20 protein-coding genes are annotated in these 24,410 nt (G+C 61.1%); 5 read left to right on the top strand and 15 right to left on the bottom strand.

Features of this window, described 5'->3' with window-relative positions:
* Nucleotides 1–103: 103 nt before the first annotated feature.
* Nucleotides 104–1,681, top strand: coding sequence for a bifunctional metallophosphatase/5'-nucleotidase (locus ACR0NT_RS07240; RefSeq protein ID WP_170443050.1), 1,578 nt, complete (start codon nucleotides 104–106; stop codon nucleotides 1,679–1,681).
* A gap of 63 nt (nucleotides 1,682–1,744) precedes the next feature.
* On the opposite strand, the gene ACR0NT_RS07235 is transcribed toward ACR0NT_RS07240, so the two are convergent.
* Entirely contained in the window at nucleotides 1,745–3,397 is a 1,653-nt protein-coding gene (locus tag ACR0NT_RS07235; protein ID WP_170672111.1) for a tetratricopeptide repeat-containing sulfotransferase family protein, read from the bottom strand.
* Nucleotides 3,398–3,452: 55 nt separating this feature from the next.
* Between ACR0NT_RS07235 and ACR0NT_RS07230 the strand changes: the two genes are divergently transcribed.
* Nucleotides 3,453–4,118, top strand: a complete 666-nt coding sequence (locus ACR0NT_RS07230; RefSeq protein WP_170672109.1) for an SOS response-associated peptidase — start codon at nucleotides 3,453–3,455, stop codon at nucleotides 4,116–4,118.
* 44 nt (nucleotides 4,119–4,162) lie between these two features.
* Nucleotides 4,163–5,215, top strand: coding sequence for a tRNA 2-selenouridine(34) synthase MnmH (gene mnmH / locus ACR0NT_RS07225; RefSeq protein ID WP_170443056.1), 1,053 nt, complete (start codon nucleotides 4,163–4,165; stop codon nucleotides 5,213–5,215).
* Here the strand turns inward: mnmH and selD are convergent.
* From selD to ACR0NT_RS07190, 7 genes are read right to left on the bottom strand one after another with little or no spacing between them, the layout of a single operon-like run.
* Entirely contained in the window at nucleotides 5,206–7,365 is a 2,160-nt protein-coding gene (gene selD, locus ACR0NT_RS07220) for a selenide, water dikinase SelD (protein WP_170443058.1), read from the bottom strand. The genes mnmH and selD overlap by 10 nt on opposite strands.
* Nucleotides 7,366–7,370: 5 nt before the next feature.
* Nucleotides 7,371–7,757 (bottom strand): Na+/H+ antiporter subunit G, encoded by a 387-nt coding sequence (locus ACR0NT_RS07215; RefSeq protein ID WP_170443061.1) that lies wholly within the window; start codon nucleotides 7,755–7,757, stop codon nucleotides 7,371–7,373.
* 7 nt (nucleotides 7,758–7,764) lie between these two features.
* A complete protein-coding gene (locus ACR0NT_RS07210; RefSeq protein WP_170400169.1) occupies nucleotides 7,765–8,034 on the bottom strand; it encodes a K+/H+ antiporter subunit F in 270 nt (89 codons plus the stop codon).
* Entirely contained in the window at nucleotides 8,031–8,528 is a 498-nt protein-coding gene (locus tag ACR0NT_RS07205) for a Na+/H+ antiporter subunit E (RefSeq protein ID WP_170443865.1), read from the bottom strand. Before ACR0NT_RS07205 ends, ACR0NT_RS07210 begins: the two co-directional genes overlap by 4 nt.
* Nucleotides 8,528–10,066: a monovalent cation/H+ antiporter subunit D gene (locus ACR0NT_RS07200; RefSeq protein ID WP_170672107.1), complete on the bottom strand. Its 1,539-nt coding sequence runs from the start codon at nucleotides 10,064–10,066 to the stop codon at nucleotides 8,528–8,530. Before ACR0NT_RS07200 ends, ACR0NT_RS07205 begins: the two co-directional genes overlap by 1 nt.
* A complete protein-coding gene (locus ACR0NT_RS07195) occupies nucleotides 10,063–10,422 on the bottom strand; it encodes a Na+/H+ antiporter subunit C (RefSeq protein ID WP_170672104.1) in 360 nt (119 codons plus the stop codon). Before ACR0NT_RS07195 ends, ACR0NT_RS07200 begins: the two co-directional genes overlap by 4 nt.
* The gene (locus ACR0NT_RS07190; protein ID WP_170672102.1) at nucleotides 10,422–13,292 is read right to left on the bottom strand and encodes a monovalent cation/H+ antiporter subunit A; all 2,871 of its coding nucleotides are present in this window, start codon (nucleotides 13,290–13,292) and stop codon (nucleotides 10,422–10,424) included. The genes ACR0NT_RS07195 and ACR0NT_RS07190 overlap by 1 nt, the downstream gene beginning before the upstream one ends.
* Before the next feature lie 224 nt (nucleotides 13,293–13,516).
* Between ACR0NT_RS07190 and ACR0NT_RS07185 the strand changes: the two genes are divergently transcribed.
* Together ACR0NT_RS07185 and ACR0NT_RS07180 are read left to right on the top strand one after the other, a co-directional pair.
* Nucleotides 13,517–13,990, top strand: coding sequence for a rhodanese-like domain-containing protein (locus ACR0NT_RS07185; RefSeq protein WP_170672100.1), 474 nt, complete (start codon nucleotides 13,517–13,519; stop codon nucleotides 13,988–13,990).
* Nucleotides 13,987–14,802 (top strand): PHB depolymerase family esterase, encoded by an 816-nt coding sequence (locus ACR0NT_RS07180; protein ID WP_170672098.1) that lies wholly within the window; start codon nucleotides 13,987–13,989, stop codon nucleotides 14,800–14,802. Before ACR0NT_RS07185 ends, ACR0NT_RS07180 begins: the two co-directional genes overlap by 4 nt.
* A gap of 98 nt (nucleotides 14,803–14,900) precedes the next feature.
* Here ACR0NT_RS07180 and mdoH read toward each other — a convergent pair whose 3' ends face one another.
* From mdoH to ACR0NT_RS07145, 7 genes are all read right to left on the bottom strand, one after another.
* On the bottom strand, nucleotides 14,901–16,769 hold the full coding sequence (gene mdoH / locus ACR0NT_RS07175) for a glucans biosynthesis glucosyltransferase MdoH (RefSeq protein WP_170672096.1): 1,869 nt from the start codon (nucleotides 16,767–16,769) through the stop codon (nucleotides 14,901–14,903).
* A complete protein-coding gene (locus ACR0NT_RS07170; RefSeq protein ID WP_170672093.1) occupies nucleotides 16,766–18,265 on the bottom strand; it encodes a glucan biosynthesis protein G in 1,500 nt (499 codons plus the stop codon). Before ACR0NT_RS07170 ends, mdoH begins: the two co-directional genes overlap by 4 nt.
* Nucleotides 18,262–19,479 (bottom strand): OpgC domain-containing protein, encoded by a 1,218-nt coding sequence (locus ACR0NT_RS07165; protein ID WP_170672091.1) that lies wholly within the window; start codon nucleotides 19,477–19,479, stop codon nucleotides 18,262–18,264. Before ACR0NT_RS07165 ends, ACR0NT_RS07170 begins: the two co-directional genes overlap by 4 nt.
* Nucleotides 19,480–19,513: 34 nt before the next feature.
* Nucleotides 19,514–20,884, bottom strand: coding sequence for a tetratricopeptide repeat protein (locus ACR0NT_RS07160; RefSeq protein ID WP_170672089.1), 1,371 nt, complete (start codon nucleotides 20,882–20,884; stop codon nucleotides 19,514–19,516).
* 181 nt (nucleotides 20,885–21,065) lie between these two features.
* Nucleotides 21,066–22,250 carry a CoA transferase gene (locus ACR0NT_RS07155; RefSeq protein ID WP_170672087.1) on the bottom strand — a complete coding sequence of 395 codons (1,185 nt, stop codon included), beginning with the start codon at nucleotides 22,248–22,250 and terminating at the stop codon, nucleotides 21,066–21,068.
* Complete coding sequence (locus tag ACR0NT_RS07150; RefSeq protein WP_170672085.1) at nucleotides 22,237–23,856, bottom strand: thiamine pyrophosphate-binding protein; 1,620 nt, start codon at nucleotides 23,854–23,856, stop codon at nucleotides 22,237–22,239. Before ACR0NT_RS07150 ends, ACR0NT_RS07155 begins: the two co-directional genes overlap by 14 nt.
* A gap of 78 nt (nucleotides 23,857–23,934) precedes the next feature.
* On the bottom strand, nucleotides 23,935–24,393 hold the full coding sequence (locus ACR0NT_RS07145; protein WP_170672082.1) for a DUF302 domain-containing protein: 459 nt from the start codon (nucleotides 24,391–24,393) through the stop codon (nucleotides 23,935–23,937).
* Between the last annotated feature and the right edge of the window lie 17 nt (nucleotides 24,394–24,410).

Below are 24,410 nucleotides of genomic sequence, written 5' to 3'. Positions count from 1 at the left end.
GGTGATGCCCCGCGCGACGGGCAGAATCAAGCCGGATTTCCCCCTTTGACTCTTCCTGCCGCTGGGCGCACCATCGCGTCAATCAATTACAGGGAGTATCAATATGTTCACCCGTTTTCTGGCGTCAGTGGCTGTTCTGGGCCTGACCGCGGGCATGGCCGCGGCAGAATACAAGCTGACGATTCTGCACACCAACGATTTCCACGCGCGCTTTGAGCCGATCAACAAGTATGACAGCGGATGCGATGCAGAAGACAATGCAGAAGGCAAGTGTTTCGGCGGATCCGCCCGCCTTGTAACGGCCGTTAACGAGGCGCGCGAGCGGGCTGGCAACTCGATCCTCGTCGATGGAGGAGACCAGTTTCAGGGCTCGTTGTTCTACACCTACTACAAGGGTCAGGTTGCGGCCGAGTTCATGAACAAGCTGGGCTATGATGCGATGACCGTGGGTAACCATGAATTCGATGACGGCCCCGAAGTGCTGCGCGGGTTCATCGACTCGGTGGATTTCCCGGTGCTGATGTCGAACGCGGATATCCGTGACGAAGAACTGCTGACCGACAAGATCAAGAAATCGACCGTCATTGAAGTGGGTGGAGAACAGATCGGTCTGATTGGTCTGACACCGGAAGACACGCATGAAATCTCCTCGCCCGGTCCAAACATCAGCTTCTCTGATCCGGCCCCCGCAGTGCAGGCCGAAGTGGACAGGTTGACCGGAGAGGGCGTAAACAAAATCATCGTTCTCAGCCATTCCGGCTATCGTGTGGACCAACGCGTAGCGCAGGAAACCAGTGGAGTGGACGTGATCGTAGGCGGCCATTCGAACACCTATCTGTCGAACGTGTCCGACAAGGCCGCAGGCCCGTATCCGACCGAGGTCAACGGTGTTCAGATCGTGCAGGCCTATGCCTATGGCAAGTTTCTGGGAGAGTTGAACGTAACCTTCGACGATGACGGCAACGTGGTCGAGGCGGTGGGCGAGCCGCTGATCATGGACAACACCGTGACCGAGGATCAGGCCGCCCTGGACCGTATCGCCGAGTTGGCCGTGCCGCTTGACGAAATTCGCAACAAAGTAGTGGCGAACGCCGCAGATGACATCGAAGGGGACCGGTCTGTCTGTCGTGTGCAGGAATGCGAGATGGGCAATCTGGTGGCCGACGCCATGCTGGCGCGTGTTGCCGATCAGGGCGTTCAGATCGCGATAGCAAACTCTGGCGGGCTGCGGGCTTCGATAGATTCCGGCGACATCACCATGGGTGAAGTGATGACGGTTCTGCCCTTTCAGAACACGCTTTCGACTTTTGAGCTGAGCGGGCAAGGTGTGATTGATGCCTTGGAAAGTGGTGTGAGCAAAGTGGACGAAGTCGACGGCCGGTTTCCGCAGGTGGCTGGCCTAACCTTCACTTGGGATCCGGAAATTGCGCCCAATGAAGGCCGTGTCAGTGACGTAATGGTGGTCAAAGAGAATGGCGCTGAGCCGATTGATCCAACAGCGACATATTTGGTGGTGACGAATAACTACCTTCGCAATGGTGGGAATGGCTACACAATGTTTACGGGCGATGACAAGAATGCTTATGATTTTGGCCCTGATCTGGCCGACGTCGCGGCCGAGTATCTGGCCGAAAACGCGCCCTATCAGCCCTATCTGGACGGCCGTATCAAGCAGAAATAACCCTGCGCTGTAACAACAAAAAAGGCCGCATCACCCGATGCGGCCTTTGGTTTTCCTGCTTGCTCAGCCGAGGTCGTATTCCGGCCAAAGCGCCGGATCGAAGCCGTCGAGCATCGGGCGCAGATGCTCGGACACGCTTTGCCAGCCCCCAACCGATTTGGTCGAGATCTTGTTGCGGACCTGGTCGATACTGGCCGTTCTGACCTGCTTGGTATTTTCCTCGGGGCGCATCATTGTTTCGGTCCACTCGATACCGCAGAACGCGGCGACCTGCTGGCTGCAGATTTGTGGGTCGGCCACAAGTTTTTCGTAAGGCACGGTCAGAATACGGTCTCCGAACACGGCATCCCAATGGGCCATGTAGCGGCGGTAAAGGTTTGCGGTATGTGCGATGGATTCCTGGTTCGATGCATAGTGCATACCCCCCGCAGGGAACCTGACCTTCCATTTGGACAAGCCGACATCGCGCGGGTCGCGCAGCATGTTGATGATTTTTGCGTTCGGGAAGGCGGACAGCAGAAATCCGACGCGTTGAAAATTGTGAGGCATCTTGTCAACAAAAGCGACCGATCCTGCGGGAATTGGCGGCATCAGCTTGCGGTACGCGCGCCCAAACTCGGCAGCCTCTTCTTCGTTGAAACTCCGGTCACCCGTCTCATAGGCAAGCGACAAATCTGGCCCAAGGGTCAGCTCTCCGCAACCTGCAATGTCGGGGGCTGCGCTCAGCATCATCTCCATCAGCGTGGTGCCCGAGCGGGGTTGACCCACGACAAAAATGGGAACGGGGGGGGGGCTCAGATCAGCTTGTGGGGCATCTTTTTCTTCCGGGAAAAGCGCGGTGATCGTGTGAAAACGCTTTTCGGCTTCGTCAAAATTGTAAGGATTGACGTCATGCTGCAGCGCGTTGGCGCGTGCAAACTGTGGCATGGCGACATCCATACCTTCCGTTTTCGAGATCAGATGCGCCTTTGCGAATTCTAGCTCCGAAATCTCGTTTTCACTGTTCGATATGGCTGTCTCGACTGCGTCCAGCAGATGCGCCGCGTCTTTGGGCCCGGCCATTGTCGACATCTGCAACAGAGACGCCGCGTGGCCGGGGTCTTCCGCCAAAATACGCTGCAAGATCTCTGTGGACCCGGTTTTGTCGCCTTGCTGATGCAAGTTCAATGATTTCATAAAGGCGATCTTCTTGTCGTCAGGTGCAAGCTCATATGCACGGGCGACATCGTTCGAGTTTTCTTCGACAAAACCGATTATCGAGTATGCCCGCGCCCGTCTTGTCAAAAGGCCGACGTTATCAGGGTCGCTTTCCAGTCTCTTGCTGGCATGTTCGACAATCACGCGCCAGTCATTGCCTTTAAGGTGGATCTCGTCCAGAACCCGGTTCAGTTCCTTGTTGTTGGGGAACTTTTCAAGCTTCTGTTCCGTGTATTCCAAGGCTTTTTCGATCTGACCGGTCTGCATCAGGGCATTGGCCAGGTTTTCCACGAATTGCGGATCTTCGGGCTTCATCCGGGACGCTTCGACGAAATGAGGTATGGATTTCTTGTATTGTTTCATCTCGGTCAGCACAAAGCCCGATATGGCGTGAAAGTCTGAATCCTTGGGGAATTTCTTGACGCCCAGCTGTGCCTTTTTCAGCGCCTGTTGCAGCTTGCCCGCATCCAGAGCAGCCACTGCCTTGCCTTTGAGGGTTTTCGCTGTTTGATTTTGCATGTGACCCCGTGACACCCTGTGCCTGTATGAAACGATTATTGATGGTTCATTACCCATGTGCGGACGGTTTGCAATAACCCTTGCCAATGACGCGATGGCGCAGCTGTTTTCTGCACGCCCGGCGAACACGCTGCCTGCGGTGCCGAGTTTCAACGTCTGTCCGACAAATCAGGTACACGTGGTCCGCGCCGGCGAAGGCGGGCGCAGGCTGGACCCTCTGCGCTGGGGGTTTCTGCCGCATTGGTACAAGACCGAAACGGCCGGTCCGCTGCTGATCAATGCGCGGGCCGAGACGCTGGCCGAAAAGCCTGCGTTTCGCGCTGCCTGCCGTGAACGGCGGTGCCTGATCGTGGCGACCGGGTTTTACGAATGGACCAAGACTGAACAGGGCACGCGCCAGCCCTGGTATATCCGGCGTAAGGACAGAGCGCCGATCGCCTTTGCAGGGGTCTGGCAGGACTGGGGCGCTGACGAGGTCCGGCAAGGCACCTGTGCCATCGTGACGACGCCCGCCAACAAACACCTCAGCGCCGTTCACCACCGGACGCCGCTGATCCTTGAACCTGACGACTGGCCTCTGTGGCTGGGCGAGGCCGGGAAGGGGGCCGCGCGCCTGATGCGGCCCGGCGCCGAGGATGTGCTGGACTTTTACCGCGTTGACCCGGCGGTAAACTCGAACCGCGCCAGCGGGTCCGACCTGATCGAGCCGATCTCGGCCTGACGGTGTGCCTTTTCAATGCGGGCTTGGCAGGATAGACCCTTGATATGGCTTTGAACTTCACCGACCTGCCCAGCCTTTATGCGCATGACTTCGATGCGGTGATCGATGTGCGCAGCCCGGCCGAGTTTGCCGAGGATCATCTGCCCGGCGCCATCAATCTTCCGGTTCTGGACAATGAAGAACGCGCCCGGGTGGGCACGATCTATGTGCAGGAAAGCCCCTTTCTGGCCCGCAAACTGGGCGCGGCGCTGGTGTTCCGCAACGCTGCCAATCACATCGAGCAAAGCCTGTCGCATCACGAGGGCGGCTGGAAGCCTCTGGTCTATTGCTGGCGGGGCGGGCAGCGGTCGGGATCGTTCACCTGGATGCTGCAACAGATCGGTTGGCGGGCCGAAGTGGTCGAAGGCGGGTATCGCACCTATCGCCGTCTGGTGAACCAGTTTCTGTATCAGGACCACTTGCCACATCGTCTAATCGCGTTGGACGGCTACACGGGCACCGCAAAGACCGACCTTCTGGCGCATCTGAAAACGCGCGGCGTTCAGGTTCTGGACCTTGAAGGTCTGGCCAATCATCGCGGCTCATTGCTGGGTGAGATGCCCGGCGGGCAGCCCAGCCAGAAAGCGTTTGAATCCGCTCTGGCCGCAGTATTGTGCGAGCTTGATCCGGCGCGCCCGGTTGCGGTCGAGGCAGAGTCGTCCAAGATCGGGACCCTGATCCTGCCGCCCAGCCTGTGGGCCGCTTTGCGCAGCGCGCCGCGCATTCAGGTTCACGCCTCGATTGAGGCCCGCACCGCCTATCTGGCCCGCGCCTATGACGATATTCTTTCGGATGCCGAGCGGTTGCGGGACCGGCTTTCTCCGCTGCGGTTCCACCGGGGGCACGAGGTGGTGGATGGCTGGCTTGCCCTGATCGACGCTGGCGACAAACAGGCACTGACACGGGCGCTGATGGAGCAGCATTATGATCCGTCCTATGCCAAATCCAGCCGCGCCCGCACCGCCGAGGTTGTGGCGTGGGTCGATGCGGCCACGTTGGACGACGCGGGCCTGAACGAAATGGCCGCGCGCATCGAACGGATATTGGATCAGCTTTGAAGCCGCAGGCCCGGCGTGTCGGACATGTGTCCGATGATGACTGCCGGGTAGCCCGCGTGTCTCAGCTTTTCGCACAGCCCCTGCGCCTGGTCGGGTGCGACAGCGGCCAGCAGTCCTCCGGCAGTTTGCGGGTCGAACAACAGGTCAGCCTTGTCGCCAAACGGAAAGTCCGGGATGGTGGACCGGTTCTCGTCGAAAATCGTTGAGCGGACGCCCTGGGCGCTCAACTCCTGCGCGCCAGCCATCAGTGGAATTGCGTACAGATCAAGGGAAGCGCCGCAGTCAGACGCCTCGCACATACCCAGCAGATGTCCGGCCAGACCAAAGCCCGTCACGTCAGTCATCGCATGGGCGCCTGCCAGAATGTGTGAGGCTACGCCCTGCGGCTGAACCATTTGCCGGAGGGCATCGACAACCCATTCGCCCCGAGCCTTGCCAGCCATTTCGGCCGCCATTAATACACCGCTGCCCAGGGGTTTGGTCAATATCAGCACGTCACCCGGGCGTGCACCCGACAGGGTGATCGGGTCATCCTCACACAGGCCGGTCAGGGTGAAGCCGATGGTCATCTCATCGCCCATCGAGCTGTGGCCGCCGACGATCTCGGCCCCGGCGTCGCGCATGACCTCGGTTGCGGTGGCCATGATCTCGGCCATAGTCCGGTGCTGCAAGTCCGGCGACATGCGGGGCAGGATGATCGTTGCGGTTGCCGCTTGCGGGCTAGCGCCCATGGCCCAGATATCCCCCAGCGCGTGAACGGCGGCGATGCGGGTCATCAGTGCCGGGTCATTGGTGAAACCGCGCAAATGGTCCGAGGTCATCACCTGCCGCGCCCCACCTATTGTCAGCAGGGCCGCGTCGTCTCCGGGCAGGGGGGTGATGTCGGCGCGCGCTGGCACGGGCAGGTCGCCCAGCACAGCCCGCAGAGCGCTGCGCCCGACCTTTGCACCGCAGCCGCCGCACATGGGCTTGTCGCCCAGTGCTTCTTGCAGCCCGGCTGCGTGAAGGCGCGGGATTGAAGGGCGCGCCATTTCGGGGAGGTCGCGGAACCTGTTCATGAAACTCTGGTCGATATGGTTCTTCCAACGCCACATCAATGGCCCGCTGAAGGAAGTGCCCAGCCGCTCGGCCAATGCGGATTTGCCGCCCAGCGAGATCAGTTTCAGGTAATCCCTCTGCGGTCTGTACCGCCGCATCCGTCCTGCCCCCAACGCGGCGCGCAGGTTATTGAACAGGACCGGAGCCTCTCGGACTGCATAAACCCCAGCCTTGGGGCGCGGGCTTTCCGACAGATGGGCACAATCCCCGGCGGCAAAGATCACGGGGTCGCTGGATTGCAGGAACCCGTTTACGCGGATGTAGCCGTCCTGCAGATCAAGACCCGTCTGGGCGATCCAGCCATAGGGGCGGGCGCCGGCAGCGCCGGTCACGAAACCGGCCGGAATTTTGCGGCCATCACCCAGAACAATATGATCGGCCTCAATGCGGGAAATGCTTGTGTTTTCGAGCAGATCGACACCCAGATCCGCCATTGCCTTGCGAATGGTCGCGCCCGCCTTTGGCTTTGTCGCCGTCAGGGCTTGCGCGTTATCGATCAATGTCACCTGCGCCGCACGGCCTTTGGCGCGCAGGGCGTGGGCCATGGCCATCACCAGCTCAACCCCCGCCACGCCGCCACCGATCACAGCGACCGAGGCTGGGCCGGTGCCCTCCTGATATTCCGCCCACCGCGCCGCGAAAGGCCCCAGAGGCTTGGCGGGGATCGCATGGTCGCCAAAACCGGGCAGGGCGGGCATGTCCGAGGTGATCCCCACATTGACCGAGGCGACGTCGAACGCGACCGGAGGGCGATCAGGCACGTGAACCAGACGCCGATCAATATCGATCCCTTCGACCGGGCCAAGGATGACGCGCGCATCGGCGAACCGGGCCAAGCGCACCAGATCGATATCCAGTTCGTCGCGCTCATAGTGCCCCGCGACAAATCCGGGCAGCATTCCGGAATAGGGCGCAGTGGGGCCGGGGTTGATTACTGTCACCCGCGCCCCGGGCACCGGGTTCATCCCCCATTTTCGCAGTACCAGCGCATGAGTATGCCCGCCGCCAATCAGAACCAGATCGCGGGTCAGGGGCAACGGAGGGTGATGCATGAGCTTTAATTCGCCGTGTGTTCAGGGACGTCTTCGACCTGTTCGACCGCGTGGGTGGCCCAAAGCTCATCCTCGCCCGCGTCCGGCAGGTCGCTGGGCTTTTCATGGCGGTGAATGTGCCATTTGGCAATGAACAGGGCCGTGATCGGTGCAGTCAGGAACAGGAACAGGGTGATCAGCAGCTCATGCAGGGACAGTTTGCCCTCCAGCAATACCGAGTGGCAGATCGACGCCAGCAACACGCCACCCACACCCAGAGTGGTCGCCTTGGTGGGTGCGTGCAGGCGGGACATCGGGTCTTTCAGCTTGATCATCCCGAACGATCCGACAAAGCCGAAGATGCCCGAGATGATCAGGAAAAAGGCGATCAGAATTTCGAAAATGAACTCCATGTCGCCCTCACTCGATGATATTGCCGCGCAGCATGAAGCGCGCATAGGCCACGGTTGAAACAAAGCCGAGCATGGCGATGATCATGGCGGCCTCGAAGAAAATCTCGGTTCCCAAGTGCAGCCCGTAAAGGATCATCAGCGCGATGGTGTTGATCACCATCGTATCCAACGCCAGAACGCGGGTTCCGACCCCTTCGGCCGAGATGATCCGGTAAAGGCACAGCATGATGGCCGTTCCAAAACAGGCGAAGGCAAACCAGATCGCAACCTCGATCATTCGAAAATCTCCTTCAGGCGACGTTCATAGCGCTGTTTGATCTGATCGCGTACCGCGTCGGGGTCTGGCGCGTCCAGGCAGTGAACCAGCAGGTTGTGCCCCTGCGCCGACAGGTCCGAGCTGACGGTGCCGGGGGTCATGGTGATGGTTCCGGCCAGAACGGTGATCGCCTCGGGCGTGCGCAGTTCCAGTGGGACGCAGATCCAGTTGGGTTGCCGGTCAGCATCGCGTTTGAACAGGATGATCCGCGCAACAGTGATATTGGCAATCACGATGTCCCACAGCACCACCAGCATGTATTCAACCACCATCGGCCAGTTCCGCAGCTTGGGGCGGTCGGGCCAGTAGGGCTGAGTGATGAACGGGATGATGATCCCAAGGATCAGGCCAAAGACCAGCGAGTTCAGCGAGGCTTTGTTGGCCAGCAGAACCCACACAATCGTCAGCAGGATGGTCAGATGCGGGTGCGGGAAAATCCGGTGCAGAAGTCTCATCATTCCTCTCCTCCCAGAACGGCCGAGATATAGTGTTCAGGTGTGAACAACTGCTCGGCTGTTTTGCCAGCATAGGTCAGGGCCGGACCCGCGAACAGGGTCAGCATGACAAGGCCCAGCACCAGCCCGAAGACGGACGTGAAGGCCAACCCTGCGTTGGGTTCGGGCGCGGGTTGGGCGGGAGCTTCTTCTTCGGCTTCTGGCGTTGGGTTGTGTTGCGCGTCGTGGCTTTTCCAGAAGATCAGTGAGCCCGCGCGTGCCAGCCCGACGATGGTGACAAACGACCCGATCAGGACAACGGCCCAGATCGCGTTTGCATCCGGCGCGTTGCGGGATGCGTCTAGCACCAGCAGCTTGCCGATGAAGCCCGACAGCGGTGGCATCCCCGCCAGCGCGATGGCGCCGACAAAAAACAGGGCCGAGATCAGACCGCTCTGCGGCATTGGCGCCTTGGGTTCGATTGCGCCACCCCGGCGCTCCATCACCAGATCGGCGACAAGGAACAGCAGTGCCGTCGCAAGGGTCGAGTGATAGATGTAGTAGAGCGCCGCAGCGGTGGCCGTTTCCGTGAACAGCGAAATCGCAATCAACAGCGTGCCCATCGACGCAATGGCGCAAAAGGCGACCATCCGCGCGATGTGCTGCGTTCCCAGAATGCCGATAACTCCAACGGCCAGCGTCACCAGCGCCGCCGGTTGCAGCCAAGCGCCCACCAGACCTTGCGTCGCCTCAACCTCGGGTCCGAAGCCCAGCGTATACATCCGCACGATCGAGTAGGCGCCGACCTTGGTCATGATGGCGAACAGCGCGGCCACGGGCAGGGGCGCGTTGGCATAACTGGCGGGCAGCCAGAAATGCAGCGGCAGCACGGCGGCCTTAATGCAGAACACCAGCAGCAACAGCACCGCGCCGACGCGCAGCAGCGCCGTATCGTCGGCGGGCAGTTCCGCCACGCGCATTGCCATATCCGCCATGTTCAGCGTCCCAGTCACCGCATAAAGCGTCCCCAGCGCAAAAAGGAACAGGGTCGAACCAATCAGGTTATAGGCCACATACTGAACGCCTGCCTTCAGGCGCACCGCCCCACCGCCATGTGTCATCAGGCCGTAAGATGCGATCAGCAGAACCTCGAAGAACACGAACAGGTTGAATGCGTCGCCGGTCAGGAAGGCGCCGCAGACCCCCATGAGCTGAAAATGGAACAGTGCGTGGAAGTGCTTGCCCCGGTCGTCCCAGCCTGACGCAATGGCGTAAAGCACTATGGGCAGGGCCAGCAGCGCGGTCAGCAGAACCATCATGGCCGACAGGCGGTCCAGCACCATCACGATGCCGAAGGGCGCAGGCCAGTTGCCCAGCTCATAGACCTGAATATCGCCGCCAGAGGCCTGCGCGGTGATGGTCAGGGCGATCCCCAACAGACCCACAACTCCGGCGACCGAGAAGATGCGCTGCAGGTCCAGGTGGTATCGCAGGACCATGATGATGAACGGGGCCAGGATCGCGGGCAGGACGATCGGCGCTACGATCCAGTGGTTCATGCGTCTTCTCCCGGCGCGTCCACGCTGTCCTGCGCGGTCATGTCGATATGGTCATCCTTCGAGGACAGATAGGCCGAAAGTGCGATCATCACGATCACCGCTGTCATCCCGAACGAGATCACGATGGCCGTCAGCACCAGCGCCTGTGGCAGCGGGTCGGTATAGGGCACCTCTTCGTATTTGTTCAAAACGGCGGGCGCATCCAGCGCCAGCCGCCCCGTGGCGAACAGAAACACGTTCACCGCATAGGTGATCAGCGACAGGCCCAAGATCACGGGAAATGTCCGGCGGCGCAGGATCAGGAAAATCCCGGCAGCGGTCAGAATGCCTACGGCTGAGGCTACGAGCGCTTCCATCAGGCCTGCTCCTTCTCTTGTTCTTCGCCCGGAGGATCGTCCCGCAGCGGGTTGATATCCATCGGGAATTCCTGTGCCATGCCCGGCTGCCACGCGAAGCGCGACAGACTGTCCAGCGCCAGCATCACCGCGCCCAGAACCGCAAGGAACACGCCGGTGTCAAACAGGATAGCGGTGGCCCATTCGAATTCTTCTAACGGTGGCCAGTGGATATAGCCGAAGTCGCTGGTCAGGAACGGACGTTCGTTGAACCACGCGCCCAGACCGGTCGCGGCGGCGATCAGCACACCCCAGCCGATTGTGCCGTGGTAGTAGAACCTCTGCCGTTCGATGGCCCAAGTATAGCCGCTGGCCATGTATTGCATCAGATAGGCAATGGCCACGATCAGACCGGCGATGAACCCTCCCCCCGGTTGGTTATGTCCGCGGAAAAAGATGTAGGCACCAACCATCAGCGCAATCGGCATCATCACGCGGGTCGCCACCACCATCATCAGCGGATGCGAGTCCCCCGATTGTGGCCAATGCGGTTTGCGGTTCAGCAGATAGGCGCGGACGTTCGAGCCCAGAACAGCTTCGGTCAGGGCAAAGATGATCAACGCGGCGATGCCCAGAACGATGATCTCGCCAAAGGTATCAAAACCCCGGAAGTCCACCAGGATCACGTTGACCACATTGGTACCGCCACCGCCTTTGTACGAGTTCGCCAGATGGAACTCGGAGATCGTCGGGAAGGCAAAGTCCCGCAGCATCAGCGCATAGATCAGCCCGCCAGAACCAAGACCTGCCACAACCGAGATCGCTGCATCGCGCCAGCGTCGTGCTGCGCTGCTGTCCCACGGTGTGTCCGTAGGCAGGAAGTTCAGCGACAGCAGCAGCAGGATCATCGTCACCACCTCAACCGAGATCTGCGTCAGTGCCAGATCAGGTGCCGAGAGATAGTTGAACGCCATTGAGACGATCAGGCCAACCACGCCGATCAGTACCAGCGACAGCAGGCGGTTACGGTGGAACCACATGATCGCCAGCGTTGCGCCGACCAGACAGATCCAACCGATGAACGGGATGATCTGTATCGGCAGGGGCTCGCGCGTCTCCGGGCCAATCGTGCCGGTCGTATAGGCGTAGTAGCCAAGCCCGACGGTGAACGCGATCAGGATAATCGCATAGCGGCTGATCACGCCGTTATGCAGCGTATCGGTCACCCAGCGGCTGAGCGCGGTCAGAGCGCCGATCACGGCGTCAAAGATCGTCTTGGCCTCGGGGCGGGGCAGGGCGTTCCACAGCGCCTCTCCCCGTCGGTGCAGCGCCAGCAGGAACAGGCCGCCAAGCGTTGCTACAGCCGACATATACAGCGCGGGCGTGAACCCATGCCACAGTTTCAGCGAGTAATAGGGCAGTTTCTCACCACCGATCACGGCGCTGGACACAACCGCAACCAAAGGCCCGACGATCGCTGCCGATTGCAGCCCGATCAGCACCACCAGCACCACAAGGAAGGCCGGGGCCAGCCACAGCCCGACAGGTGGGTCATGCGGGTGATGCGGATAATCGGTGCGCTGGGGGCCAAGGAACACATGGCTGACGAAACGGAAGGAATAGGCCGCCGAGAACAGTGCGGCCAGCAGCGCCAACCCCGGCACCAGATAGTGCGAATGCAGCCACGTGGTGTGGACCGTTTCCTCCAGCATCATTTCTTTGGACAGGAAGCCGTTCAACGGCGGCAGGCCTGCCATGGATAGGGCGGCAATCGTGCCGATGGTAAAGGTGATCGGCATCAGCTGCCGCAGCCCGCCCAGACGTTTGATATCGCGGGTTCCGGCCTCGTGATCAACGATCCCGGCGGTCATGAACAGCGCAGCCTTGAAGGTCGCGTGGTTGATGATGTGGAAAATGGCGGCCACGGCGGCAATCTTGGTGCCAAAGCCCAGCAGCATGGTCACCAGACCAAGATGCGATACCGTCGAAAACGCCAGCAGCGCCTTGAGGTCATCCTTGAACAGCGCAATGCAGGCGCCGATCAGCATGGTGACCAGACCGGTGGTCGCAACGATATAGAACCACGCATCGGTGCCTGCCAGAACCGGCCACATCCGCGCCATCAGGAACAGCCCGGCCTTCACCATCGTGGCCGAGTGCAGATAGGCCGACACCGGCGTTGGCGCGGCCATCGCGTGCGGCAGCCAGAAGTGGAACGGGAATTGCGCCGATTTGGTGAAACAGCCCAGCAGGATCAGGATCAGCGCGGGCATGTAATAGGGCGAGGCCTGGATCAGCTCTTTGTTCTGCAGGATCACGCTCAGGTCATACGACCCTACGATATTGCCCAGGATCAGCATCCCCGCAATCATCGCCAACCCGCCGGAACCGGTCACGGCCAGCGCCATACGGGCGCCCTGGCGGCCCTCGGGCAGGTGTTTCCAATACCCGATCAGCAGGAATGAGCTAAGCGATGTAAGCTCCCAGAAAATAAGCAGAAGAAGGATGTTGTCCGACAGAACGATACCGACCATCGCGCCCTGAAACAGCAGCAGATAGGTGTAGAACTGCCCCATCGGGTCCTCGCGCGACAGGTAGAACCGCGCGTAGAGGATGATCAGCAGCCCGATCCCCAGGATCAGCAGGGCAAACAGGAACCCCAGACCGTCCAGCATGAAATTCGCATTCAGGCCCAGCGCGGGTATCCATTCAAACCGGGCGGTCACAACCTCGCCGCGCATGACTGCGGGGATGTGGATCAACAGCCCCATGAGCGCCAGGAATGTGGTCAGGCCCGCCGCCGAGGCGGCTGCGTTTCGTCCTGCCCGGATCAGAAGGGCTGGGAATACAGCTCCGAGGAAGGGAAGGGCCGCGATGAGGAATAGGGACAAGTGCGATACTCCGGTCTGAGCGGTCAAAAGTAGTCCTGATTTTGTAAGGATAATTTTCTGACTGTCCAGCTATTGCAAGTATTTCGCTGCATTCTAGGGGGATGAAACAGGCGGCTGGTCAGGTGCGGATTAATGACGCGAACTTGATCTGCGGGCCGAATTTCACCACAGCGCCGACCTGGCGAGTATGGTAAAAACGGCCTGTCTGCGCAGGAGGACACTGTATGACAGAGACGGTGAACCGGACCCGAAGGTGGGTTTTGCTGGGCGGGGGCGCAGCCCTTGCCACCGGTTTCGCCGTTCGTGAATATCGCTTGATTCCTCCGGATTATGCGGGCGGCCAACTGAACGTTGCGGACGCGCACGCGCAGGCGTTGTCGGGCGATATCCTGCTGGTGGACATCCGGACTCCGCGGGAGTGGCGGGCCACTGGTGTCGGCGAAGGGGCGTACCCTTTGGATATGCGCCGCGATGATTTCGAACAAGCGCTGGCGCATCTGACCGGCGGAGATCGCAGCGCCCCGGTCGCGTTGATCTGCGCCCGTGGGGTGCGGTCGGCCCGTCTGAGCAACCGGTTGACCGAAGCCGGGTTTACAAATGTCCTGGACGTACCCGAGGGTATGTTGGGGTCGGCCGCAGGACCGGGATGGGTGCGCGCCGGATTGCCGGTTCAACGCAAAACGGGAGAGACTGGATGATCCGTGAATTGACGCTGGCCACCGGGTTGACGCTGGCGGCGCAAGCTGGCCTTGCCGCGTGTGCTGATCAGGACGGTATGTGCGGAACTGCTTCGGGCGGCTATCACATCGAACTGCCCGAGGCGGACAACCCGCCGCTGGTGGTGTTTCTGCACGGCTATGGCGGCACGGCTATCGGCACAATGAAAAACCGCAGCATGGTCGAGCCCTTGTTGGCGCGGGGTTACGCTGTGATGGCGCCGGAAGGGTCCGAGCGCAATGGCCGCCAAAGTTGGAATTTCTTTCCGGGATGGGAGGGGCGCGATGAAGCGGCTTTTCTGACTGAGGTTGTTCAGGACGCCTCGGACCGGTTCGGGGTGGATACGGGCCGGGTGGTGCTGGGCGGGTTTTCGGCGGGTGCGTTCATGGTCTATTACCTCGCCTGCGCCGCGCCGGATACGTTTTCAGCCTATGTGCCTGTCTCGGGAGGGTTCTGGCGTCCGCACCCCGAGGCTTGTGACGGCCCGGTGCGGATGTTCCATACCCATGGCTGGACCGACAACGTAGTGCCGCTTGAGGGGCGGCTGCTGGGCGGCGGCCGGTTCCATCAGGGCGACATCTTTGCCGGTCTGGAGATCTGGCGCGTTGCCAACGAATGCGCCGACACCAAACCCAGCGGCTTTTCCACCACCGGCCAATTCATGCGCCGCTATTGGACCGGATGCGCCGAAGGCAGCGCGTTGGAATTCGCGCTGTTCCCCGGCGGTCACGGAGTGCCCAAGGGATGGGCGGACATGATGGTGGATTGGTACGAAGGTCTGCCCGGCGGTTGATCCAAGCGCTTTGCGTATGACTTGCATCGAAATACGCTGCCTCTCCCTGCGGTCGAACGCGCATTTCGATACGAAACTCAAATGAAACGCAAGGCGCATTACTCCGCCGGGGTCATTGTGCCTTTGCCCTCGATCAAACGCTTTAGTTCTTTCCGATGGCGCCGGGCCGAACGGGTGATCGCGGGTTCGCGGAAATCTTCTTTCATCCCGACCATACGCCGTGCCGCACCAGCCGAGACACCGCTGAGCGCGGACAGTGGGATGGCCAGCGCAAGGCTGATCGCGATCGGGGCCAGCCAGACCGAGACGAGGCCGGACAGGATGCCAACGCTCAGCGCGACGCCGCTGATGGTTTCCAGCGTGTGGCACAGGATCAGGGTGCGCAGGCTGTAGGTGCCGCCGTCGCGTGCCTGCGGGGACCAGCCCTTTTGGATGCCGAGCGCGGTGCGGAACACCGCAATCATCTGCTGCACCATCAGGATCGGGGCATAGAGGATCGACAGGATCACCTCGGCCAGGAAAGAGGTCAGGAACTTGGACCCGCCGCCGAACTCGGCATAGCGCACCCCGCTCAGGGGCAGGGCCAGAACGCCCAGCACTTTGGGCGCCAGCAGCATCGCGTACATCACCAGAATGATCAGCACGTGGCGGGTTTCCGACATCTCGGGCCATTGCGGGAACATCGGGTTGTCGGGGCTGAAATAATGCAGGACCGACGCGTCCTCACCCTGACCAATCAGCGCCCACATCACCAGCAGCGCGAACCACAGCGGCGACATCAGATATCCGACCGCGCCGTGGAACATGTGAAAGCGCGACACGGCCCGGAACCCGGCAGACCCCAGCAGTTTCAGGTGCTGCAGGTTGCCCTGGCACCAACGGCGGTCCCGCAGGGCATGGTCGATCAGCGTGGGTGGAGTTTCCTCGTAAGAGCCACGAATACGTGGCAGGAAGCGCACGCCCCAACCGGCGCGGCGCAGCAGGCCGGCCTCGACGAAATCGTGGCTCATGATCAGCTTTTCCTGACCGTTATAGGCCCGCAGCTTCGGCAGACCCGCGCTTGTGGCAAAGGCCCGGGTGCGGATAATAGCGTTGTGGCCCCAATAGTTGCCTTCCTGCCCGCACCAGCGCGCAAGACCTTCGGCAAACGCAATTCCATAGACGCCATTGGCGAATTGCTGCATCCGGGCAAAGACTGACTGCGCGCCGATCAGTTGCGGGTAGCTTTGGATCAGGCCCGCACCGGGATCACGCGCCAGCGAATCCGTCAGTCGCAGGATGGCGCGCCCGGTCATCAGGCTGTCGGCATCCAGTACCAGCATCGCGTCCCAATCGGCGCCCCAGCGGCTGACCCAGTCGGCGATATTGCCAACTTTGCGGTCGGTGTTTTCCTCACGGCGACGGTAATACAGCTCAAGACCGGGGGCGAGGGTGGTGCGCAGCGCCTCGACACTGGCCTGTTCCTGCGCCGCGATCTCGGGGTCGCGGGTGTCGGACAGGATGAACATGGCATAGTGGTGCTGTCCGCCTCGCGCACGCAGGTCCTCGAGCATGGTGCGGGCGTTGCCCAGCACGTTCCACGGCACCTCGTTGTAGACTGGCGTCAGCAGCGCCACGCGCAGCGGCTGCGGGCGGGTTTCGCGTTTCGGCTGTTCCTGCCGCGACAGGGACACCATGCCCAGCAAGACGGTGCAAACTGTGAAAGAGATCCAGAAGAAGTTGAAAGAGATCAGAGCCAGCAGGATAGCTTCGATCAGGTTGATCCCTTCGGCGCCGAACCAATCGCTCATGACCCACAACAAGCCCAGTGTGGCCGCCATGGCCGGAGAAAACGCCAGCGTACGCCAGAACCCGGCCGAGGGGCGCTGACTCGCGGGCACCTGCGCATCCCGGAAATCCGCGCTGAAATCCTGCGCAGGCATGGCCAAAGGCGCCTCGGGGGGCATGATATGAAGGTCCTGGGTCATGCGGTCCAACGATAAAGCCAGACCTCAGAGGCCGGTTGTTTGTCTTTCAGCAACTGCGCGCGCAGTTCCACGTGGTTGCGGTCGCCCGGCTGGAACGAAAATGCCAGCCGCAGGCCGCCGGTATCCGGGTTGCGCTGCAGCACACCCTCGGAGGTTTCGGCATGGGGCGAGTCGACAAAGATCGTCATCGCCTCGGGGTTGTCGAACAGTTCGCTTTCCTCAAAGTCGATGACGGCCAGACGACCGTCGCCAAAGGTATTGTCGCCCATCGCCGTGTTGATCACGCGTGGCATCGGCGTGCGCTGCGGTTCCTCACCCCAAATCAGGCGATAGGACAGATCGACCTGGCTGCCCGCCGCGTAGGGTTCCATCGGGCGCCAATAGGCGACGATGTTGTCATAGATTTCCTGATCGGCCGGAATCTCGACCAGCGTGACGGCCCCTTTGCCCCAATCGCCATTGGGTTCGACCCACAGGCCCGGGCGCTTGTGGTAGTTGGCCTCAAGATCGGCGTAGTCCGAGAATTCACGTTTCCGCTGCATCAGGCCAAACCCGCGCGGGTTCATGTCGACGAAGGACGAGAATTGCAGCCGCGTGGGGTTGGCCAGCGGCCGCCACAGCACCTCTCCGGCGCCGTTGCGGATCAGCAGGCCGTCGCTGTCATGCACTGCAGGGCGGAAATCGTCGAACCGGCTGTGATTGGTCTGGTCGAACAGGAACATTGACGTACCCGGCGCGATGCCGACATGGGTCAGCTCTTCGCGCGGGAACAGAGTGGCCTCGATATCCATCACGCAATCCGCGCCGGCGGTGACGTTGAAGCGATAGGCTCCGGTCACGCTGGGGCTGTCCATCAGCGCGTGGACGACCATGTCGCGCCGGCCGGGTTTCGGGCGTTCCAGCCAAAAGCGGATGAACTCGGGAAACTCCTCACCATCCGGGTCGCCGGTTTTCAGCGCCAGTCCGCGGGCGGACAGGCCGTAGACCTCGTGCAGGCCGATGGCGCGGAAATAGCTGGCCCCTTGCCAGACGCAGAACTCGTCGGTCTTGCCGGGGCGGTGCATCTCGGTGCGCAGGCGCAGGCCGGAAAAGCCCAGCGTGTCGTCGACCGGCAGTTCCGGCACATCCTCGGATTTGTCGAACATGCCAAGGTCAAAGGCGACCGGCGCGGCCATGCCGTTTTCGACCGTCATCACTTTAACCGTGCGCGGGAAGTACAAGCCGGGCGTAAAGAAATCGACGTTGAAAGGCGTCTCGGTCTCATACCAAAGCGCGCGGTCCAGACGGAACCGGATCGAGCGGTACTGCTGATATGTCAGGTCCTGCCATTCCTGCGGCACCATCTCGCGTTCGGCATAAGGCTGGCTGGCCAATTCCCGGGCCATCGCGATGACGTCATTGCGGTCAAACGGGGTTTCCCCGCCCGTGGCAAAGGTGGCCGGCGCAAAGGCAAGCGCCGAAGTCGAGGCCAGAAATGCGCGACGTGTAAAATTCATTTTTTCGACTTCCAGGGTTGTGACTTGAACCAAGCGGCCATGTAAGCAACGCCGATGATCATGGCAAAGCCAATCATGTTTGCGATGAACACACTGGCAACATCCCGCCCACTCAGGTCCAGTCCGACGCCGATAAGCCGTGCTGCTGCCATGGAAAATACGAACACTGCCAGCGATTGCTGCCCGACCTTGGTGATCACGGTCAGCAGGAATTGCCAGACTTTGGCCGCAGCGCCGTGTCCGGTGGCGATCAGGCGGTGGCCGTGCTCACCTGCGATGACCCAGCCCAGATAGGCCAGCGACAGGAAGTGCAGGTAACGGAACAGGCCAAAGTCGGTCTTGTCGCGGAGCTCCTTGGTAATGGGCCAGACCTTGCGGATTTCCTCAGCCAGATCGGGGGCTGCCGCGTTGATCCAGGTGAACACTTTCCACGAACCGAACGGCATCGAGAAGATCAGGAACAGCGCCGCCGCCCAGATCAGCGTCTTCGACACCGGAGGCGCCGGTATCCAGCCGCGCATAAAGGCAAAGCCGGTAAAGAACAGCAGCTGCCAGCCGAAGGGGTTGAAGAACCACTGACGGTCCGACCACGGTTCGGCCGGCAGGTCCAGAACGTCGGTCTGTGCCACCAGCCACAGCGCGACCGAGGCCAGTGCAACCGCCCAGAAGCCGATCCGCGACAGGCCCATGACCAGCGGCATCATCGCAAGAACCACCAGATACATCGGCAGGATGTCGAAATAGTTCGGCACATACGTCAGCGTGAACATCCCGACGATCTGCGGTGCCGGGTCGTTGAAGAAGTGTTGCAGGTTCAGTGACGAGATATAGCTTTTCTCGAACAGCCCGCTCTGATCCAGCGCTGCCATGGTCATGGCAACAAAGAAGAACAGCGCGATATGCGCCCAGTAAACCTGCCAGATGCGGAAGCAGACACGGGCCGTGCCCATCCACCAACCCTTGCGCAGGAACGCCCCGCCGAATGCGATGGCCGAGGCCATGCCCGAGCAGAACACGAAAATTTCGGTCGCGTCCGAAAACCCGAACCGGGCCGGTATCCACTTGGCCCATGGGTCGTTAGGGATATGCGCGATCAAGATGATGAACATCGCGATGCCGCGATAGAAATCCAGCCGCGGGTCGCGCGTACGCGCAGGGGCGGCCGTCGAGGCCACCACAGGCGCAAAATCAGAAGCGGGCGAAGCTGTCGCCATACGTATTCTGTCCTTCTTGGTCTTTTTTGTTTTGTTATTCAGCCGGGACGCTTTGTGCATCCCGGTCATCGCGGGCCGCGTCTATCAATGCGCGGCGCGCCAGAGCGTAATTGTCCTCGCCTCCGGCGCGTTTGGCGCGGCGATCGTCCAGAATGCGCTCGACAGCATCCAGACGGCCCGCGCGCAGGCCGGAATCAATTGTGATGCGCTCGAAAACATCACGTTGGGCGTGGCTGCCCCCTGCCAGTTGCATACCACTGCGCGCGTTCGATAAAAAGTCGAATGCGGCGCCGTAGAGGCCTTCGCCAAAGGCCTCAAGCCCCTTGGCGGCTGCAATGCCTGGATCAGACATGCGGATCGGGGTGTCCCCCTGATTGCGCTGTGCATCCTTTTGAATGCGCTGCAACATCTTGTTGGTCGCGTCACTGCGGTTGTCGCCGGTCAGGGCCAGAAGATAGTGCAGATCGGCAAAGATCAGGCAGCCATCTTCGGTCCGTGCGGCGCTGAGGTCTGCCAGTTCTTCCCAGCGATTGCCGACATTGACGCCCTCAAGCTCAAGCCGTGACAGCAGAGACGTCGCGTTCGAGATATCGCGGTAATCGTCGGTTTTGTCCTGACGGATATAGTTGTCATACAGCTCCATCACCTGATCGACCTGACCCAGATCCAGATGCATCAACGCCTTGTGCCACCAGACGTGATAACGGAAGTTGTTGCAGTGGGTCCAGGCGTCCTCGCGCCCTGCCAGCCAGTCCAGGCCCAGCTGCGCGTTGCCTGTCATTTCATGCACGTGGGCCACCGCGTGCAGACCCCAGGCGTCGTCCGATACCATCCACAGCGCCTGGCGTCCGGCAATCTCGGCCTTTTCATAGGCGCCGGTTTCCTCCAGCGCGAAGGAATGGCAGCCCAGCAGATAGCCGCGTCCGGGATGATCGGGCGCATAGGCGGGCATCACCCGTTCGATCGAGCGGCGCATTCCGGCCGGGTCGCCCAGAACGAATCGGGTCGCGTGGCTGAGCTTCATCGCCAGCGTGTCCTGCGGATGGGCGCGCAGAATCTCTTCGAATTTCTGGATGGCCTGCGAGGGCAGGTCGGCCAGATACAAACCCAGCGCGTCGATATACAATTGTTCGCGCGCGGAAACCGGCTGCCGCTCTGCCGCGGCATTTGCGTCTGCCAGCGCCTCGACCGCAACCGCCGTCATCTCACGCCGACCCAGCAGAACCATGAACAGACCTTTGATCGCGTGACCCAGGGCAAAGTCGGGCTCAAGCTCAAGCACTTTGCCCAAATGCTGCGGGGTGCTGGCCGAATGCGCCATGAAGCCAAGCAGAACACCATTCCACGCCTCGACGCTTGCGGGCTGGCTCAGGGTGTTCATCTGTCCGAAAACATCTTGTTTCATGCGTGCGATCCGATCCAATTATGAATTTCTACAATATTCGATTTAGCAGAGGTTTTGGCGGCGTCGTATCAGTATCGCCGCTGCTCTCGAATTGGTGAAATGCCGTGTGTGGAAAACGTGAAAAAAACCGCCGATTCAACGGCATGTTTCAGCAACTTGCCGCCGAAATAGGCGCCGTGTTTCAATCTTCGAATGGATTTTCAGCGTTCAGAACAGCCTGAGTGTCCGCCCCGAACACCGGCGGAGCACTGCGATATGTTACAGGCGTGCGGGACAATTTCAGCGGATTCCCGATCAATCTCACCTCACCAGGTGCGGCCTGCATGGCGATCTGCATCTGCCGCGCGGCGACCTGTTTCGTGGCGAAAACCTGATCCAGCGTCTGCACCGGGCCGACCGGCACCTTGCGGGTTTCAAGCTCGGCGATAACCGTTGCAGTGGCGTGGTTCTGCACCGCCGGGCGCAGCACCGCGTTCAGGGCGTCCCGGTTTTCCAGCCGCGCCGGGTTGGTGGCAAAGCGCGGATCGTCGGCAAGCTCCGGGTGGCCGATGAACTCGCAAAAGCGGCGGAACTGGCCGTCATTACCTACGGCCAGAATGACGTGACCATCGGCGGTTTCGTAGACGTCATAGGGCACGATATTGGGGTGACCGTTGCCGCGCCGTTGGGGCACTTCGCCCGAGGTCAGGTAATTCACACCCTCATTGATCAGCCACGACACCTGCGTGTCGACCAGTGCCAGATCAATCTGCTGGCCTTCGCCGGTCTGATCGCGGTGGCGCAGCGCGGCCAGAATGCCGACCGTCGCGTACATTCCGCACATCACGTCAGAGATGCCGACGCCCACCTTCATCGGGGCCCCTTCAGGATCGCCGGTCAGCGACATGATCCCGCCATAGCCCTGCGCCATCAAATCGTAGCCGGGCTTGGACGCGTTCGGCCCGGTCTGGCCGTAGCCCGAGATCGAGCAATAGACGAGGCTGGGAAACTCTGGCGACAGGGTTGCGTAATCCAGCCCGTATTTTGCCAGACCACCGGGCTTGAAATTCTCGATCAGGATATCCGCGTGCGCGGCCAGCCGCTTGATCTGCGCCTGACCCTCGGGCGTGGTGATGTCAATGGCCACCGATTTCTTGTTACGGTTGGTCGACATGAAGTAAGCGCTCAGGTCCGAGCGGTTGCCGTCTGCGTCCTCAACATAAGGAGGACCCCATTGCCGCGTGTCGTCCCCGCCCGTCGCCGGGTTTTCGATCTTGATGACGCTGGCACCCAAATCGCCCAGCAACTGAGTGCAGGTCGGGCCAGCCAGAATGCGGGACAGGTCCAGTACTTTGACGCCCTTCAGCGGTCCCTCAGATGCGGCCATCATATCCTCCACGATCAATCTCGGCAGCGATCACGGTGAATGTGTCGGCCTTGACGGCTGCATTCAACGCGGCGCGCAATTCTTCCCGGTTGCGCACGGTGTGGCCGTTGCCGCCAAAGGCGCGGCCCATAGCGGCAAAGTCGTGGCGGTCGAAATCGACGCCCTTATTGCCCATCTGCCGCTGCCGCTGTTTCAACTCGATCAACGCAAGACTGGCATCGACAAAGACCAGAAAGATCGGGTTGCCGCCCATTTCGGCGGCGGTCGACAACTCTCCGGCGACCATAAGGAACCCGGCATCGCCCGAAAAGCTGATCACCGGGCGGTCCGGCTCGGCCAGTTTCAGGCCAATTGCCATCGGCACCGCGCAGCCCATGGTGCACAGCGCCGAGGATTGGATCAGCCCGCGTTCTTCATGGCAATCCCACATCTGGCTCAGCAGGATGCGATGCGCGCCGCTGTCGGCGGTTGCCAGCGTTTCGGCGGGCAGGGTGGCGCGGGTCTCGGCGATCACGGCGGCAGGGCCCCAGTCGTCGTCGGTGGGAAAGGCCTGCGCCAGGGCGGCCTTGACCCGCGCAGGCTCACCACCCGGCCATGTTGCGCGCGCGGGGTTGCCTTTGGCGATGGATTCCAGCGTGGCGCCTGTATGGGCGACCAGATGCAGCCCGGCCTGATGCATATAGTGGTCATTGACCACGGCAGAGATATCGATGACGCGCTTTTCCTCGGGATCCCAGATCTCGCGCCAGCCGGGGCGCATCTCGATCGGGTCATAACCCAGACACAGCACCAGATCGGATTGTTCGACCAGCGGCACCAGATGCTTGTCGGCCAGCGGTGACAGACCCGCGCCGCCAAGGCACAGGGGGTGATCCTCGGGCACCACACCCTTGGCCTTGTAGGTGGTCACGAACGGGATACTGAAATGTTCCAGAAACGCCTGCACCACATTGCGCGAGTCGTCATAGAGCACGTCCAGACCCACGATTGCGATGGGCCGCTCGGCCTCGGCCACCCAGCGGCGGGCTTTTTCAACGCAATTCCCCTCGGGTGCGACGGCGGCGGGCTTGGTGAGGCGGCGGCGTTTCACTCCGGATACGCGCGTATCCGCGACCGAGATCGGCACGTCGATATGCACCGGACCGGGACGCGGCTGGTTGGCCAGCGACACCGCCTTGTCGGCCACAATATCCGCCCCTTGCGCGGTCAGGGTGAACGTCCCCTTGGTGATCGAGCGATAGACCTGCGCATGATCCATGACCTGATGGGTATAGGTCAGCGCCTCATCCGCATCGACGCAGCCGGTCAGTGCGATCATCGGCACCCGGTCTTGCAGCGCGTTGGCGACCACGTTGATCCCGTTCATCGCACCGGGGCCTAGGGTCGCCACCAGAATCGCAGGCGCGCCGTCGCGGTGATGTACGGCCTCGGCCATGAACCCGGCGGCGTTTTCGTGTTTGGTCAGGTGAAAGGTAATCCCCGCCTGTTCCAGCGCATCCACCAGCGTCAGAACTTCTCCGCCCGGCATGCCAAAGGCGTGGCGGCATCCGGCCTCGTAGAGACGTTGGGCCAAAAGGTCAGCCGCGCGGGGGGACAGGTCCTGCATCAGTCAAGCTCCGAAATCGTGTTTCACAGGAGATTGCGGAGGACGCGCCCGGACGCAAGCGGGTTCACGTCAGTGTGACTATTTGACTGCGGATTCCGCAACCGCCTGAAACTTTGTGTCCAGTTCGGCGGCAATGTCGCTCAGCGGCTCGCCGCCCTCATATACGTAAGGCGCAAACAAAAAGCTGGGTGTTTTGTAGGACAGGGTCGCGGTGCCGTCCTCATTTTCAGTGATGTAAAACCGGATCGGGGCTTCGATCATCGCCTGAACCGAGGTTTCCAACACCCGCACGGCGTAGTCGTTGTTAAAGGCGCCGATCACCAGATTGCCGGGAATGATGATGCCCCGCGCAGCCGCGGCCTTGGTCGGCCCGGCCTGAGTGACCACGATCAGCCCGTTTTCCTTCACCGCAGATTTGGTATCGGCCACGAGGTCTTCGTAGCTTTTGTCCGTCGGATAAATCGCCCAACCGGACAGGGGTTCTTCGGCCCAGGCAGGCACGACCAAACAGCAAAGCAGAGCCCATAGAAAGCGCATTCTTGACACCTCCATCA

This window comes from Ruegeria sp. AB10 (assembly GCF_056542745.1).
This window is presented reverse-complemented; position numbering and strand designations above follow the sequence as displayed.